Genomic DNA, 17,809 nt, shown 5'->3' on the forward strand with positions numbered 1-17,809 from the left:
CCTCGTGTAAATAAAGCGGATTAGGCCGTTGAGCGATTAAGCGGACATTATGCCGCAAGCGACGTCACCACAAGCCGGCCACTAGGGCGCCGCGGTTAATCATCGGTTAATCGCCGCCGCCCATTGTGCAGCTCACTTGCAAAAGGATAAGGCTTTTCCATGCGTCATCTGCTTCTACTCGTCGCCCTGCTGTTCTGCGGCCTGACCCAGGCCGGCACCAATCCGTTTGAGAGCAAACCCGACTTTCTGCCTGTGGAAAAAGCGTTTGTTTTCACCTCTGAGCGCCTTGAATCCGGCGAAACCCAGTTGTTCTGGCAGATTGCCGATGGCTACTACCTGTACCAGAAGCGTTTGAAATTCGATGGATTGCCAGTCGATCAGCATCCCGCGTTGCCGGAGGGCGAATCCCACAGCGACGAGTTCTTCGGTGAGCAGCAGGTCTATCGACAGGGCCTGGAACTGAAGATTCCCGCTGGCGCTACCGGGCAGATCAAGGTGGGCTTCCAGGGCTGTGCCGATGCCGGTTTGTGTTATCCGCCGAAGACGCAGATCGTGGATCTGGGCGGGAATACTGATGTTTCCGCGACCAACGAAGCACCGGATCAGGCCTTGGCCAGCAACCTGCAACAGCGGGCGCTGGGCTGGAGCCTGCTGGTGTTCTTCGGCCTCGGCCTGCTGCTGGCCTTCACCCCTTGCTCGTTGCCGATGCTGCCGATTCTGGCCGGGTTGATCGTCGGCAGTGGCGCAACGCCCAAGCGCGGTCTGGCCCTGGCCGGTAGTTACGTCGTGAGCATGGCGCTGGTATACGCGGCGATGGGCGTACTGGCGGCGCTGCTGGGCGCGAACCTGCAGGCACTGCTGCAAAACCCTTGGTTGCTGGGCAGTTTCGCGGCGATTTTCGTGCTGCTGGCATTGCCCATGTTCGGCTTCTTCGAGCTGCAACTGCCGGTGGCCGTGCGTGATCGCCTGGAAAACGTCTCGCGTAATCAGCGCGGTGGCAGCCTGGTCGGCGCCGGTGTGCTGGGCGCCTTGTCCGGTCTGTTGGTCGGCCCGTGCATGACCGCGCCGCTGGCCGGCGCCCTGCTCTATATCGCCCAAAGCGGCAATGCGCTGCACGGCGGGCTGATCCTGTTCGCCCTGGGTATCGGCATCGGTGTACCGCTGTTGCTTCTGGTAACCATCGGCAATCGCTTTCTGCCCAAACCCGGCGCCTGGATGAACCTGGTCAAGGGCATTTTCGGTTTCCTGTTCCTTGCCACCGCGTTGTTATTGCTGCGCCCGGTGCTGGACGAATCGCTGTGGGTCGGCTTGTGCGGTGCGCTGCTGTTGATCGCAGCCTACAGCGCCTGGAAGCAATCGGACGGTTTTGGTCGAATCGCCCACCTGTTCGGGGCCAGCGCCTTGCTGCTCGGTCTATGGGGCAGCCTGTTGGTGATCGGTGCCGCCGGCGGCAGTGATGATCTGTTCAAGCCGTTGCAGGTGTTCCGCGCTTCAAGCTCCGCCGTCACCGCGACTCCAACGGGCCATGACGCCTTCACCACCATCAAGGACCCCGCTGCCCTGCAACGGGAACTCGACGCGGCGCAAGCCCGTGGCCAGTGGGTGTTGCTCGATTACTACGCCGACTGGTGCGTGTCGTGCAAGGTCATGGAAAAACAGGTGTTCGGCAAGGCCAAGGTGCTCGAAGCCCTCAGCGATGTGCGCTTGCTCCGACTGGACGTCACCGCCGACAATGCCGCCAGCCGCGAACTGCTCGGCCGTTATAAAGTGCCGGGGCCACCGAGCCTGCTGTGGATCGGTGCCGACGGCAACGAGCGCCGCAGCCAGCGCATCACCGGCGAAGTTGATGCCGAGACTTTCCTGCAACGCTGGACCACCACCCGAGACGCCCGTTAATGCTGACCTTCACCCTCGGCACCTTTGCCATCGCGCTTAACCATCTGCTGCTGATCAGTGCATTGGCACTGGCGACATTCGTCGGCTGGCGGGTGGCCAAGCGCGGTGGCGAGAACCCCGAGTCGGTGCTGTTCAGTCTGTTCCTGATTGGCATGCTCGCGGCACGAATCGGTTTCGTCGCCGTTTACTGGACGCACTATCGCAATGATCCCTGGCAAGTCATCGACCTGCGCGATGGCGGCTTCCTCGCTTGGCCGGGGGTGATCGCACTGGTGCTCGCCACGCTGTACCGGAGCTGGCGCCGCCCCGGCCTGCGCCGTCCGTTGGGCTTCGGCGTGGTCAGTGGCCTGGCGTTCTGGCTGCTGGCGACCTTCTCCCTGAGCATTTATGAGCAAGGCACGCGCCTGCCGGACATCACCCTGCGCAATGCCGCCGGCGAAACCGTGCAACTGGCGGACTACAAGGGCGGCCCGCTGGTGATCAATCTGTGGGCCACCTGGTGCCCGCCCTGCCGCCGGGAAATGCCGGTCCTGGAAAACGCCCAGCAACAGCGCCCGGACCTGACGTTCCTGTTCGTCAATCAGGCCGAAAGCATGCAAAGCGTCGCTACTTTTCTGGAAACCCAGGGCCTGAGCCTGTCCAACGTGCTGTTCGACGGCGGCGGTCGCCTGGGCCAGGCTGTCGGATCCATGGCACTCCCGACGACGCTGTTCTATAGCCCCGACGGTCGCCTGCTGGGCAGCCATCTGGGCGAACTGTCGCAAGCCAGCCTGGCGCGCGCCCTGGAAAACTTCGATTCCGTACCTGCCACCTCTTCAAGGAAACTGCCATGCCCCGCCTCCGCCACCTGCTGACCCTGACCCTGGGTGCCGCCTTGCTGCATCTGCCGTCGGTGCAGGCTGAAGAGCTGCCCGATGCGATCAAGAAGATCGAAGCCAAAGGCGCGAAAATCGTCGGCCAGTTCGATGCACCCGGTGGCTTGCGCGGTTATGCCGCGCAATACCAGAACCGCGGCATGGCACTGTACCTGACGCCGGATGGCAAGCATGTGCTGCTGGGCAACCTGTATGACGCCGAAGGCAATGACCTGAGCAGTGCGCCCTTGCAAAAACTGGTGTACGCACCGATGGCCAAGGAAGTCTGGGGCAAGATGGAGGCGAGCAACTGGATCGCCGATGGCAACAAGGATGCGCCGCGGGTCGTCTACATGTTCAGCGACCCGAACTGCCCGTACTGCAACATGTTCTGGGAACAGGCGCGGCCCTGGGTCAAGGCGGGCAAAGTGCAGCTGCGCCACATCATGGTGGGCATCATCCGCGAAGACAGCCCGGGCAAATCCGCCGCGCTGCTCGCCGCCAAGGACCCGCAAAAGGCCCTACAAGAACACGAAGCGGCCGGCAAGGGCAGCTCGCTCAAGGCCTTGAAGGATGTGCCGCCGGCGATTCAGGCGAAGCTCGCGGCCAACATGCAACTGATGGAAGACCTGGAGCTGCAAGCCACTCCGGCGATTTTCTACATGGACAGCAAGGGCGAATTGCAACAGCAGCAAGGGGCGCCTTCGCCGGATAAATTGGCGAAGATTCTCGGGCCGAAGTAAGTCACTTGGCCGTCAGACTTGCAGTGGCGGCACTGACGCAATCGCGGGCAAGCCCGCTCCCACAGATGTACATGATCTCTGTGGGAGCGGGCTTGCCCGCGATGACGTCAGCAGGAACAACTAGTTTCTCTGTGTAATAAACGTAAGCAACACATCAGTCACAAACCCCGGATTCTCCAGATTGGAAATATGCCCCGCCTCCGGCACCAGCACACACGGACAACCGATCAGCTCGGCCATTTCACGGGCCTCCGAAGGCGGCCGTGGCTTGTCCTGATCGCCACAGATCACCAGTGTGGTCGCTGCATCCAGCTCACCCATACGTGGCAACAGGTCATCGCGGCCAAAGGTGATCCGGCCCATCGGTACGATGCTTTCGCGCAGACGCTCAGGTGGCAAAGCCGCCAGCCCGGCGCGGAAATCCTGGTACAACGCCGACTGCGGATCGATGCCCGGACGGAAGAAAATCGGCACCACGATATCCAGCAACTGCGGCGCGATCACCCCGGTGTCTTCGATCATCTTGAACAGCGAGAAGTAGTACTGACGGGTCGGCTCCGGCTCGACGCCGACATAGGTGTCCATCAGCACCAGCCCATTGAGCCGCTGCGGTGCCGACAATGCCAGGCGCACGCCCCACATGCCGCCGACCGACAGGCCGACCAGGGTCACGCGATCGATGTCCAGATGATCGAGCAGCGCCAATGCCTGGCGGGCGATATCGTCCAGTGACGCCGTACCGGCAGGCAACGGTCCCGATTCACCATGGCCCCACAGGTCCAGGGCGATCACCCGATACTGTTTCGACAACGCGTCGATCTGAGGCGCCCACATGGCCTGGTCCCACAGGTAACTGCCGGCCAGCAGGACTGCCGGGCCGGTGCCTTGATCGATGTAGTGAAGGGATTGTCCGTCAATGGTTACGAAAGGCATCGGAGTGGCTCCGTGGGAAAAAGGAGCGGGAAGATTGAGCGGCTGACGACTCGCAGTCAATCACACGATTGTATGCGCCTGTACCAATGCATTCGCGAGCAGGCTCGCTCCCACATTTGACCTGTATTCGCAGTCAAAATGTGGGAGCGAGCAAGCTCCGGGCGGCGTTCCGACGAAGGGGCCTGTACAGGCGCTAGAGCATCAAAGCCCTTCCAGCTCCGCCATCAGATCATTCAACCGATCCACCTTCTCCTCGGTGATGTCGCCGGCTGCCAATCCGTCGATGTACCCCGCCAGCTCCTCCACCGTGCTGCACTCGAACATCGCCCGCAGCGGCACGTCCCGTTGCAGGGTTTTCTGCACGCGCGAGGCGATCTGCGTGGCCAGCAGCGAATGCCCGCCCAGTTCGAAGAAGTTGTCGCGGATGCCGACTTTTTCCACCTTCAGCACTTCGGCCCAGATCGCGGCCAGAGTCTGCTCCAGGTCGTTGCGCGGTGCGGCATAGTCCTGGCTCTGCAACTGGCCGATGTCCAGCGCCGGCAGGGCCTTGCGGTCAAGTTTGCCGTTGGCGTTGAGCGGCATCCTGTCGAGCCACAGCCAGTGCAATGGCACCATGTATTCCGGCAGTTCGGCGCGCAGGCGTTGCTTGATGCGTTCCAGGCGCTCGGCCGGATTCAGCGCTGAATCCGCCGCGACCAGATAACCCACCAGGTGCTTACCGTTCACCCCTTCCTGCACACCCACCGCCGCATCGCGGACTTCCGGCTGTTCATGCAGGCGCGCTTCGATTTCACCGAGTTCGATGCGATAGCCGCGAATCTTCACCTGATGGTCGATACGCCCTACATATTCCAGAACACCGTCACTGCGACGGCGGGCCAGGTCGCCCGTGCGGTACAGGCGATCCCCCGGCGCACCGAACGGGTTCGGCACAAACACCTGGGCGGTGCGCAGCGGGTCACTGACATAACCGCGCCCGACCCCGGTACCGGCAACACACAACTCACCCACCGCACCCAGCGGCACCAGTTCCAGCGCGCCATCGAGCAGGTACAAACGGTTGTTATCGGTCGGCGTACCAATCGGCAAATAGCTGCCGCGGGTCGAGGCCATGTCGACACGGAAGAACGCCACATCATCCGAGCATTCCGCCGGCCCGTAGGCGTTCACCAGCCCGATATCGGGATAACGCAACAGCCATTGGTGCGCCAGTTCCGGCGGCATTGCCTCGCCGGTCGGCAGCATCCAGCGCAGGCCGTCAAGGCTCATTCGCTCCTGGGCGAGCATGCCCTGGATCAGCGACGGCACGCTTTCCAGTACGGTGATGCCTTGGGCCGAAACGTGCGCCAGCAAACCCTGGGGATCGTGGGCGATGGTATTGGGCACGATGTCCACCCGCGCGCCGAACAACGGCGCGGCGAGGAACTGCCAGACCGAAATATCGAAGCTTTGCGACGCGGTCTGGGCGATCACGTCGGCCTCGCTCAGGTTCAGGTACGGCACCTTGCTCAACTGGTTATTGAGCATACCGCGCTGTTCGACCATCACACCTTTGGGCAAACCGGTGGAACCGGAGGTGTAGATCACGTAGGCCAGATTGTCCGGGCCACTGTAGATGCCCGGGTTGACCACCGATGCATCGCTCGCCTGCACCTCTTCCCACACCAGCAACTTCGGTCGATTGGCGCAACCGAACTCATCCAGCAACGCCAGCGCTTGCTCACGGCAGGCCTGGGTGCAGACCAGCAGCGGCGTGCGGCTGAGATCGATGATGCGGCTCAGGCGCTGGCTCGGCAGCCCCGGATCCAGCGGCAGATACCCCGAGCCCGCCTTGAAGCTGCCGATGATCATGCCGAGCAGATCGAGATTACGCTCAGCCAGCAACGCGACCGGTTGGTCCAGCCCGACGCCGGCGGCGATCAGTGCGTGACCCAGTCGGTTACTGCGCTGGTTGAGCTCCAGGTAGCTGTGCTGCTGATCCAGGCAGCTCGCCGCCATGCGTTGCGGATGCGCGGCTACCTGCGCTTCGAACAAAGCGACGTAGCTCTGCTCCAGTGGATAGGCATGGTCGCTCTGGTTGCAGCCATGGACCAGGAAGTCCTGTTCCTCGCCCCCCAGCAATGGCAGGTCGGCCATGTCACCGTGGAAGCCTTCGACCAACGCCAGCAACAGGCGCTTGAACTCGCCGAGCAGGCGTTCGACCGTGGACTCGTCGAAGTAACGCTGGTCGTAAGACAGGTGCAGCCCAAGGTCATCCCCCGGATAGCACACCGCCGTCAGCGGGAAGTTGGTGTGGGTGCGGCCCGAATCCGAGGTGGCGTTGAGGCTTTGTGCGCGGTCCAGCACCGAGACTTCCACCGGGGCGTTTTCGAACACGAACAGGCTGTCGAACAGTGGCTGACCTTTGGGCAGCTCACTCTGCTCCTGGATGTTCACCAGTGGCAGATACTCGTACTCGCGCAACTGCATGTTGCTGTCGAGCAACCCTGTCAGCCACTGACGCACGCTGCAACGCTGATCGTCCTCCGGCATCTTCACCCGCAGCGCGATGCTGTTGATGAACAGGCCGACGGTGCGCTGCATTTGCGGCATGTCCACCGGACGCCCGGCCACCGTGACGCCGAACAGCACGTCTCGATCGCCGCTCAGGCGTCGCAGCACCAAAGCCCACGCCGCCTGGGCGAACGTATTGATGGTCAGTTGATGGGCCTGGGCCAGTTCACGCAATTGCGTACCGTCACGGGCGTCGAGCCTTGTGTAGCGGTCGCCGACGATCATGCCGCCGCTGTCGCCGGCATGTTCGCGCAGGAACGGCCGGTCACCCGGAATCGGCGTGGTCCGTTCAAAGCCTTGCAGATTGGTTTTCCACCACTGCCGCGCTTCGTCCAGGCTCTGGCGTTGCAGCCAGCCGATGTAGTCGCGATAACGCGGCGGTACGGCCAGCTGCGCTTCCCGGCCTTCGCCGAGGGCGCTGTAGATTTCGAAGAAATCGTTCATCAGTAGCGAACGGCACCAGGCATCGATGAGGATGTGGTGGTTGCTCATCATGAACCAGTAACGCGCCGCGCCAACCCGGATCAGGCGCAGGTGGAACGGTGCCTGGTTGAGCAGATCGAACCCGGCTTCGCGCTCGGTCTTGAGCAGGGTTTGCAACTTCGGTTCCTGCTCGGCGTCGGCGATATCGCTCCAGTCCAGGTATTCAATCGGCGTGCTGCCCGGCTTGTGGATAACCTGCAGCATGTCTTCGCCGATGTTCCAGCAGAATGACGCACGCAAGGCTTCATGACGGGCGATCACCGCTTGCCAGGCCTGGGCGAAGCGCTGCGGATCAAGCTCGCTGTTGATGCGGTAGCGGTCCTGCATGTAGTACAGGCCGGTGCCCGGTTCCAGCAAGGTGTGCAGCAACATGCCTTCCTGCATCGGGGTCAACGGATAGACGTCTTCGATGACCGAGGCCGGTACCGGCAGCGCATCGAGTTGTGTCTGGCTCAGTTTCGCCAGCGGGAAGTCCGACGGCGTCAGGCCGCCCGCGTCATCCGCCAGGCAATGCTCGATCAGGTTCTGCAGCTCGCCCACGTAGGCGTCAGCCAGATCGTGGATGGTTTGCGGATCAAAGCGTTCGGCGCTGAAAGTCCAGCGCAGTACCAGTTCACCGCCGTAGACCTGACCGTCGACGCTCAACTCGTTGGGCAACTGCGCCCGCGGATCGTGGGCCGCGCCGATGGCTTCATCCAGCGGACGGAACAACGCCTCGGCACCGAAGCTCTGGTCGAACTGCCCCAGGTAGTTGAAGGTGATCGGCGCCACCGGCAACGCGGCCATGCTCTGACGGCTCAGGTCATCGGCGAGATAACGCAGCACACCGTAACCCAGGCCCTTATGCGGCACGGCACGCAGCTGCTCCTTGATCGCCTTGATCGAGTCGCCCTGCTCTGGCGCGGGTATCAGGCGCAGTGGATAAGCGCTGGTGAACCAACCGACGGTACGGGTCAGGTCGATCTCGTCGAACAGCGCTTCGCGGCCATGACCTTCCAGTTGAATCAACGCCGATTCGTGACCACTCCAGCGGCACAAAACACGGGCCAGCGCGGTCAGCAACAGGTCGTTGACCTGGGTGCGATAAGCGCTCGGTGCCTGTTGCAGCAATTGCCGGGTGCGCTCGCTGTCGAGGTGCACACTGACGGTGTGCGCATGGCGGTTCTGCCGGCCGCCCTCGGGGCGTTCGCACGGCAAATGCGCATTCGGCCCTGCCAGTTGCGCCTGCCACCAGCTCAGTTCTTCACGCAGGGATTCACTGCCGGCATAGGCTTGCAAGCGTGCGGCCCAGTCCTTGAACGCGCTGGTTTTCGCCGGCAATTTTACCGCCTGCCGCGCGTCGAGTTGGCGATACAGCGTTTGCAGATCGTCCAGCAGCACACGCCATGAAACCCCATCCACCACCAGGTGGTGAATGGCGATGAACAGCCGTTGTTGCCCCTCGGGGCCATCGACCAGCAGCACGCGCATCAGCGGTCCTTCTGCAAGGTCGAGGCTGCGCTGGGCTTCGGCGAACAGGGCGGCGCATTTGTCCATGGACGGCACGCGCACTTGCCACAACACCGGCGTATCGGAAATCGACTGATGCTCGGCATGCCATTGGCCGGCGACTTCACTGAAGCGCAGGCGCAAGGCATCGTGTTGTTCAATCAGCGCCAACAGCGCCTGCTCGAGGCGATGGGGTTCCAGCGTCATGGTCGGTTGCAGCAACAACGCCTGGTTCCAGTGCTGGCGCTGCGGGATGTCGGTATCGAAGAACCAGTGCTGGATCGGCGTCAGGTGCGATTGGCCAGTGAGCAAGCCTTGCTCTGCAATGACACGCTCGGCCGTGACCTGCTCGGTACGAGTCGCCACGGTGGAGAGGGTCTGCACGGTCTGGTGCTGGAACAGGTCCCGCGGGCTGAAGTGAATGCCTTGCTGCCGTGCACGGCTGACCACCTGGATCGACAGGATCGAGTCGCCGCCGAGTTCGAAGAAGTTGTCGTTGAGACCGACCTGTTCGACGTTGAGTACTTCGCACCAGATCTGCGCCAGGGTCACCTCAAGTTCGTTGCTCGGCGCCACGTACTGTTGGCGGTTCAGCTCCGGGTCCGGTGCCGGTAACGCACGGCGATCGAGCTTGCCGTTGGCGGTCAGCGGCATGCTGGCCAGCAGGATCAGATGCGTGGGCACCATGTAGTCCGGCAGTTGCACCTTGAGGTATGACTTGAGGGCTTCGCGCAACGCGGTTTGTTGCGTTTCATCCTGCTCGGCGACATCGGTAACCAGATAGCCAACCAACTGTTTTCCGCTCGGTGCATCAAGTGCCAATACAACCGCTTCACGCACCGATTCATGGTCCAGCAGGCGGGTTTCGATTTCACCCAGCTCAATGCGGAAACCACGGACCTTCACTTGATGGTCGATCCGGCCAAGGTATTCCACCAATCCATCGGCACGCTGGCGCACCAGGTCGCCGGTGCGGTACATGCGCCCGCCATTGGCCGCGAACGGATCGGCGACAAAGCGTTCGGCGGTGATGCCCGCACGCTCGTGATAGGCCTGGGCCAGACCGGCACCGCCGACGAACAACTCACCCGTCGCGCCTTGTGGCACCAGGGCCAGATCGGCGTCAAGAATGTACGCCACGCGGGCGCCGATCACGCTGCCGATCGGCACGCTGCCGGCCCCCTCTTCCAACACCTCGGGCGCGAGACTGGCCAGCGGCATGACCACGGTTTCAGTCGGGCCGTAGGCATTGAAGAACAGGCTCGGCTTGAACGCCGCACGAATCCTCTGCAAGTGTTCCCCGGTCAGCGCTTCACCGCCGGTGATGATCATGCGTACCGGCAGGATTTCGTTTTGCGTCGCCAACCACTGCGCCAACTGGCTGCCGTAGCTTGGGGTGAACCCGAGAATGTTGATGCGATGGGTGCGGATCAGTCCGCAGATTTCTTCGGCGTCCCATTGGCCCTGGGCACGCAACACTACTTGCGCACCGCTGAGCAGCGGTACCAGCAGGCGCTCGGTGGCAGCGTCGAAATTGATCGAATAGAAATGCAGTTCGCAATCGTCCGGGCGCATGCCGAAGCGCTCGATCACGGCGCGGCAGTGCATGGCGATTTCGCCGTGGGACACCACTACGCCTTTGGGCTTGCCGGTGGAACCCGAGGTGTAGATCAGGTAAGCCTGATGTTGCGGCAGGCTGATCAATGGCAGCTCGGTGGTCGGGTAATGGGCCAGTTCGGCGGCGTCCTCTTCAAGGCACCAACGGGCCACGGTGGATGGCAACTCACCCAGTGCCTTGAACATCGCCGCATCGCTGAGCAGCAAGCCAATGCCGCTGTCCTCGATCATGTAATGCAGGCGATCGAGCGGGTATTCCGGATCAAGCGGCACGTAGGCGCCACCGGCCTTGAGGATCGCCAGCAGACCGACCACCATGTCCAGCGAACGCTCCAGCGCCAGGCCCACGCGCACCTGCGGCCCGACGCCACGTTCGCGCAGCGCCCAGGCCAGGCGATTGGCACGGCTGTCGAGCTCGGCATAGCTCAGGGTCTGTCCGGCGAAGGTCAGTGCCGGCGCGTCCTTGCGCACCAGCGCCTGCTCGGCGAACAGATGATGGATGCACTGATCGAGGCGATGCTCGCCCGGCTCGACACCGAGGCTGTCGAGCAATTGTTGCTGTTCGGCGGCATCGAGCAGCGGCAGTTCGCTCAGTCGCTGCTGCGGATCGGCGATCAGCGCTTCCAGCAGGTTGCGCCAGTGCCCGGCCATGCGCGCAATGCGCGGCTCGTCGAACAGATCGGTGCTGTAGGTCAGGCAGCAGCCCAGGCGATGGTCGAGGTCGGTGACTTCAAGGTTAAGGTCGAACTTGGTCGCGCGGGCATCGTTGGCCAGGTACTCCACCGTCATGCCGGCGAGCGTGCGGCTCTGCTGGAATTCCCAGCGTTGCACGTTGCACATCACCTGGAACAACGGGTTGTAGGCGGCGCTGCGCGGTGGCTGCAAGGCTTCGACCAGATGATCGAACGGCAGGTCCTGATGGGACTGGCCTTCGATCACGGTATGGCGCACCTGCTCGAACAACTCGCCAACCGACATTTGGCCATCGAGCTGGCAACGCAACACCTGGGTGTTGAGGAACGCGCCGATCAGCCCTTCGCTTTCCGGGCGGATGCGGTTGGCCACCGGCGCGCCGATGCGCAGATCGGTCTGGCCGCTGTAGCGATAAAGCAGCACGGCCAGCGCGGCGGTCATGGTCATGAACAGGGTCAGGCCCTGTTGCGCATTGAAGGCGCGGACCCGCGCCGCCAGATCATCACTCAGGTCGAAACGGAACAGTTCGCCCTGATGGCTTTGCACCGGTGGACGCGGACGGTCGCCGGGCAACTCCAGCAACGGATGTTCGCGGCCCAGCTGCGCGGTCCAGTAGTCGAGCTGGCGTTGACGTTCGCCGGACTCCAGCCACTGGCGCTGCCAGACGCTGTAGTCCAGGTACTGCACCGGCAACGGCGCCAGCGGCGATTCGCGGTCGTCGACGAACGCTTCGTACAGCGCGCTGAGTTCCCGGGCAAAGATATCCATCGCCCAACCTTCGGTGACGATGTGGTGCAGGGTCAGCACGAAGTAGTGCTCTTGCTCGGCGGTCTTGACCAGGCAGGCGCGCAACAACGGTCCTGTTTCCAGGTCGAACGGCAGGTGCGCTTCATCGTCAGCCAGTTGCTGCACGCGCTGCTCGCGGTCGTCAGCGGCCAACGTCGAGAAATCCTTCCAGTCCATGCGCACGCCCGTCTCGGCATGCACCTGCTGACGGGCCACGCCGTCGACGCTCGGGAAGGTGGTGCGCAGGGTTTCGTGGCGCAGGATCAGCGCTTGCAGCGCCGCCTCGAAACGCCCGACATCCAATACTCCACGCAGACGCGCCATGCCGCCGACGTTATAGGCCGGGCTGTCGGGTTCCATTTGCCAGAGGAACCACATGCGCTGCTGGGAATAGGACAGCGGCACCGGCTGGTTGCGGTCGACCTTTTCGATGGGCGGCTGTTTGTTGGTGTGGCCGCTGGCCTGGATCAGGCGGATCTGTTCGGCAAACGCGCCGAGTTCACTGTGCTCGAACAGCGCACGCAGCGGCAATTCGACGTCGCAGGCCTGACGGGTACGGGAGATGATTTGCGTGGCCAGCAACGAATGACCGCCGAGGGCGAAGAAATCGTCGCGCAGGCCGATTTGTTCCAGCCCCAGCACTGCGCGCCAGATGCCGGCGATTTGTTGTTCCAGTTCAGTCACCGGTTCAACGTGTTCACGCACCTGCCACTGCGGTTCCGGCAGGGCGCGACGGTCGACTTTACCGCTGGGGCTGAGGGGCATTTGCGCCAGGCGCATCAGTTGCGCCGGGACCATGTACTCCGGCAATTCGGCCGCCAGCGCGGTTTTCAGGCGCGCGGTTTGAGCCTCTTCGCTTTCGGCGGCGTCAGTGGCGGTGTAGTAGCCGATCAGCTGTGCACCGGCCGCGGTTTCGCGCACCAGCACCACGGCCTGGGCGACGCCCTCCCGGGCCAGCAGACGCGCTTCGATTTCTTCCGGCTCGACGCGGAAACCACGCAACTTGACCTGCTGATCCAGACGGCCGAGGTATTCGATCACGCCGTCAGCCGTCCAGCGTGCACGGTCGCCGGTGCGATACAGCCGCGCACCCTGTTCACCCAGTGGGTCGACCACGAAACGCTCGGCGGTCAGCGCCGGACGACCCAGGTAACCACGGGCCAGACCAATGCCGCTGATGCACAGTTCACCCGGCACACCGGCCGGAACCGGATTGAGGTCGCTATCCAGCACGCGGCAGACCACGTTGCCCAGCGGCCGGCCTATCGGCGAACGCTCGCCATCGGCGCTGCTGCAGTGCCAATGAGTGACGTTGATCGCGGTTTCGGTCGGGCCGTAGCGATTGTGCAATTGCACCGCCGGCAGTTGTGCCAGCACGCGATTGCGCAACTCGGCGGGCAAGGCTTCGCCACCGGAGAACACACGACGCAGGCTGGTGCATTCGGCGCTCAGCGGTTCGTCGATGAACAATGAAAGCAGCGGTGGTACGAAGTGCAGCGTGGTCACGCCAAATGCTTGAACAAGCTGCGCGATGCGATGTGGATCGCGATGTTCACCGGGGCCGGCGATCAGCAGGCGCGCGCCGGTGATCAGTGGCCAGAAGCACTCCCAGACCGACACGTCGAAACTGATCGGCGCCTTTTGCATCAACACATCGCTGTCGTTCAGGCGATAAGTGTTCTGCATCCATTGCAGACGTTCGGCCAAGGCTGCGTGGGTATTACCGACACCTTTTGGTTGGCCGGTCGAACCGGAGGTGTAAATCACATAGGCCAGGTTATCGCCGTGCAAATGCAGGCCTGGCGCATGGCTCGGCCAGTTTTCCAGATGCAGGGCGTCCATGGCGATCACGCTGACGCCGTCGGTGGCCGGCAAGCGGTCGAGCAAAGCGGTCTGGGTCAGCAGCAATTCGACCCCGCTGTCGCTGAGCATGTAGGCCAGGCGCTCGGCGGGGTAATCCGGGTCCAGAGGCACGTAGGCGCCACCGGCCTTGATGATCGCCAGCAGGCCGATCAGCAGTTGCGGCGAACGCTCGGCGGCGATTGCTACGCAGGTATCCGGACCGACACCTTTGTCGCGCAGGTAATGGGCCAGGCGATTGGCCCGGGTGTGCAGTTCGGTGAAGTCCAGGCTGCCGCCGTCCCACAACAACGCGGTGCGTTCCGGCGTCTGGCGTGCCTGTTCGTTGAGCCGCTCCGGCAGCCACTGTTGCGCCGGTTCGCACGGGGCAACGCTCCAGGTGTTTTGCTGATCGTGTTCGGTCGACGTCAGCAACTGCAGATCGCCGACAGCAGTGGCCGGTTGTGCACATATGGCTTGAAGCAGATGGCTGAAATGCTCGGCCAGACGCTCAATGGTCGCGGCGTCGAACAACTCGTCAGCATAGTCGAAGGACAACGACAGGCGACCGTTGCGATCCTCTTCGCTGTGCAGTTGCAGATCGAACTTGGCTTCACGGCTGTGCCACGGCAGCTCTTCAGCGAGCAGCCCCGGCAGGCGCTTCAAGGCGCCGAGATCACGCTGCTGATAGTTGAACATGACCTGGAACAGGCCTTGTTCACGCGCCTGCGGGAAGGCTTCGAGCAATTGTTCGAACGGCAGATCCTGATGCGCTTGCGCGCCCAACGCGGCCCGACGGGTTTGCCCCAGCAATTCGATGAATGGCAGCCGCGAATCCACCTCGGCACGCATTACCTGGGTGTTGATGAAGAAGCCGATCAGGCCCTGGGTTTCCAGGCGCGGGCGGTTGGCATTGGGCACGCCGATGCGGATGTCGCGCTGACCACTGTAGCGATGCAACAGGGTCTGGAACGCGGCGAGCAACAACATGAAGGATGTCGACTCATGGGCCTGGGCCGTCTGGCGAACGGCCTCGCTCAGGGGCGCGCCCAGACGCACGGTGTGACGGGCGGCGCTGTGGTTCTGTCTGGCGGAACGCGGATGATCGGTGGCCAGTTCGAGCGTCGGGTGCTCGTCACCCAATTGCGCTTTCCAGTAAGCCAGTTGCCGCTCGCCCTCGCCTTGCGCCAGCCATTGGCGTTGCCAGCTGCCGTAATCGGCATATTGCGTGGGCAATGACGCGAGCGTTGCCTGCTGCCCCTGGGAGGCCGCCGCGTACAACCGCGAGAACTCGTCGATCAGTACGTTCAGCGACCAACCGTCGGCGATGATGTGGTGCATCGTCACCAACAGCTGATGATCTTCGTCATCCAGGCGCACTAGCGTTACCCACAGCAACGGGCCTTTCTCCAGATCGAACTGGGTGCGGGCCTCGTCCTCGCGGATTTGCCGAGCGCGAGCTTCACGCTCGACGAACGGCAGATCACTGATGTCGATCAGTTGCAGATTGAACGCACCTGCGGCTTCGACCTGTTGCAAGGCCACGCCGTCGCGCTCGAAGAACCGCGTGCGCAGGGACTCGTGGCGTTCGATCAATTGCTGGAAGCTCACGCGCAAGGCGTCTTCGTCCAGTTCGCCGCGCAGGCGCAAGGCACCGGGAATGTTGTAGGCGCTGCTTTGCGGATCGAGTTGCCAGGTAATCCACAAGCGGTTTTGCGCCAGGGATTGCGGCATCGCATCGGTGCGCGACAACGCGGTGATTTCGCCTTGGGCGCTGCCGCCGTCTTGTTGTTGCTGTGCCACGGCGGCGGTGAACGCAGCCAGGGTCGGTGCTTCGAACAGCAGACGCAGGTTCAGCTCCAGGCCCAGTTCATCGCGCACCCGGGCGATCACTTGCGTGGCGGCGATCGAGTTGCCGCCGAGCAGGAAGAAATGATCGTCGGCACTGACCTGCTTGACGCTTAATTGTTCGGCCCAGATCTGGCCGATCCGTGCTTCCAGTTCGCAGACAGATGCCGTCGCGTCTTGGTTTTCAGTGGTGGCCGACGGGAACACCGCATAACTGTCGAGGCTGCCATCCGCCAGGCGATTGCGGCACGCCGAGCGTTGCAACTTGCCGCTGGAAGTCTTGGGCAATGCGCCCGGATTGAGCAGCACCACCACGCCCGGTGCTTCCTGATAGGCCTCGGCCACGGCCTGGCGGATGGCTTTGATCAGGGCTTCGGGCGGCAGGATTTTTTGCACGCTGCGGCTGATTTCCGCGGCGATGCCAATGCCCTCCTGACCGTCAATGTTCACCGCGAACGCGGCAACGCGCCCTTTGCGCACCACCTCCACTTCACGCTCGACGGTTTGCTCGATGTCCTGTGGATAAAGGTTGTGCCCGCGCACGATCAGCATGTCTTTCAGGCGACCGGTGATGAACAGTTCACCGCCGCGCATGAAGCCCAGGTCTCCGGTGCGCAGCCAGGTCCGGCCGGCGTGCTGGACAAAAGTCTTGGCGGACGCCTCGGGGTTGCGCCAGTAGCCGTGGGCGATGCTCGGGCCGGTGGCCCAGACTTCGCCCACCGCGTTGTCCGCCAACTCGCCGAGCGATGCAGGGTCGATGATCAGCACGCCGTGGTCGGGCTGACTGATGCCGCAACTCATGATCGCGCTGCCCTCGCCCATTTGTGCACGGTTCTGCGCCAGGGCTTGATCGTCGACACGCAGGTTGCCGATACCTTGACCGCGCGGTGTACCGGCCACGAAAAGCGTGGCTTCAGCCAAACCATAAGAGGCCATGAAACTGTCTTCTGTGAAACCGCAGCGGGCGAACTTCTCGGCAAAGCGCTCCAAGGTGTCGAGGCGAATCGGCTCGGACCCGGAATACGCCACACGCCAGCGGCTCAGGTCGAGCCGCTCGAGCGCCGACTCGCTGACCCGTTCGCTGCACAAGCGATAGGCAAAATCCGGCCCGCCACTGATGGTGCCCCCGTACTCGCTGATCGCCTCCAGCCAGCGCAATGGCCGGCCGAGAAAGTATGCCGGCGACATCAACACGCACGGCACACCGCTGAAAATCGGTTGCAACAAGCCGCCGATCAGGCCCATGTCGTGGTACAGCGGCAGCCAGCTGACGATCACGTCGTCGGGATTGAGGTCGATACCGAAACCGTGGCGGATCAACACTTCATTGGCCACCAGATTGCCGTGACTGACTTGCACGCCTTTGGGTAACGCGGTGGAGCCGGAGGTGTATTGCAGAAAGGCAATGTCATCGTCTTGCAGGTCCGGCGCGACCCAGCGCTCGGCCACTGTGTTGTCGAGCGTGTCGACACACAGCAGCGGCGGTGCACCTTCAATCTGCAGCAGTGCATCGCGCAGGCCGGCGCTGGTCAACAGCAGGCGCGGCTCGGCATCGCTGATGATCGACAGCAGGCGCTCCTGATGATGACGGCGCGTCGACTCCGGTGGGTAAGCCGGCACGGCGATGACCCCGGCATACAGGCAGCCAAAGAACGCCGCGACGTAATCCGGGCCACTGGGAAACAGCAGCACCGCGCGATCACCCAAACCGGCTTCGGCCTGCAGCGCACCGGCAATAATCCGCGCTCGCTGATCCAGCTCGCGATAACTGAGCACCACAGCCTGATCTTCGCTTTCGGCGAGAAAACGCAAGGCCAGCCGATCCGGCGTCAGGGCCGCGCGGCGCTGGAGGGCTTGGACCAGTGTGCTGGGGATTTCGAACGCGTCGGTCATGAGGTTTCCTGCCTGAATTCGGCTGTAGGAGCGAGCTTGCTCGCGAAAAACCGGAGAACGCCGCGGGGTGTCAGGTGCCCATCGTCATCGTTAACGACCATCGCGAGCGAGCTCGCTCCTACAGGGGTATGAGGATTGCGCTGTGCTATTCACCAATGAGAACGGATGACATCTTGAAATAAT

At 62.9% G+C, this 17,809-nt stretch carries 5 protein-coding genes; 3 read left to right on the plus strand and 2 right to left on the minus strand.

Annotated features, from left to right (window positions below; translation table 11 throughout):
• Nucleotides 1-159: 159 nt before the first annotated feature.
• From dsbD to dsbG, 3 genes are read left to right on the plus strand one after another with little or no spacing between them, the layout of a single operon-like run.
• Entirely contained in the window at nucleotides 160-1,896 is a 1,737-nt protein-coding gene (gene dsbD / locus CKW21_RS25940; RefSeq protein WP_095196724.1) for a protein-disulfide reductase DsbD, read from the plus strand.
• Nucleotides 1,896-2,750 carry a TlpA disulfide reductase family protein gene (locus CKW21_RS25945; RefSeq protein ID WP_095196725.1) on the plus strand — a complete coding sequence of 285 codons (855 nt, stop codon included), beginning with the start codon at nucleotides 1,896-1,898 and terminating at the stop codon, nucleotides 2,748-2,750. Before dsbD ends, CKW21_RS25945 begins: the two co-directional genes overlap by 1 nt.
• Complete coding sequence (dsbG, locus tag CKW21_RS25950; protein ID WP_095196726.1) at nucleotides 2,726-3,493, plus strand: thiol:disulfide interchange protein DsbG; 768 nt, start codon at nucleotides 2,726-2,728, stop codon at nucleotides 3,491-3,493. The genes CKW21_RS25945 and dsbG overlap by 25 nt, the downstream gene beginning before the upstream one ends.
• 120 nt (nucleotides 3,494-3,613) lie before the next feature.
• Here the strand turns inward: dsbG and CKW21_RS25955 are convergent, their stop codons facing one another.
• Nucleotides 3,614-4,426 carry an alpha/beta fold hydrolase gene (locus tag CKW21_RS25955; RefSeq protein WP_095196727.1) on the minus strand — a complete coding sequence of 271 codons (813 nt, stop codon included), beginning with the start codon at nucleotides 4,424-4,426 and terminating at the stop codon, nucleotides 3,614-3,616.
• A gap of 201 nt (nucleotides 4,427-4,627) precedes the next feature.
• A complete protein-coding gene (locus CKW21_RS25960) occupies nucleotides 4,628-17,626 on the minus strand; it encodes a non-ribosomal peptide synthetase (RefSeq protein WP_095196728.1) in 12,999 nt (4,332 codons plus the stop codon).
• Nucleotides 17,627-17,809 lie beyond the last annotated feature (183 nt).

Source organism: Pseudomonas sp. Irchel 3A7 (genome assembly GCF_900187565.1).
GTDB lineage: Bacteria > Pseudomonadota > Gammaproteobacteria > Pseudomonadales > Pseudomonadaceae > Aquipseudomonas.

Bases quoted from the DNA above. Each gene is read 5' to 3' on its own strand.
- CKW21_RS25945 (WP_095196725.1), top strand. From the start codon at position 1,896: ATGCTGACCTTCACCCTCGGCACCTTTGCCATCGCGCTTAACCATCTG.
- dsbG (WP_095196726.1), top strand. From the start codon at position 2,726: ATGCCCCGCCTCCGCCACCTGCTGACCCTGACCCTGGGTGCCGCCTTG.
- dsbD (WP_095196724.1), top strand. From the start codon at position 160: ATGCGTCATCTGCTTCTACTCGTCGCCCTGCTGTTCTGCGGCCTGACC.
- CKW21_RS25960 (WP_095196728.1), bottom strand. From the start codon at position 17,626: ATGACCGACGCGTTCGAAATCCCCAGCACACTGGTCCAAGCCCTCCAG.
- CKW21_RS25955 (WP_095196727.1), bottom strand. From the start codon at position 4,426: ATGCCTTTCGTAACCATTGACGGACAATCCCTTCACTACATCGATCAA.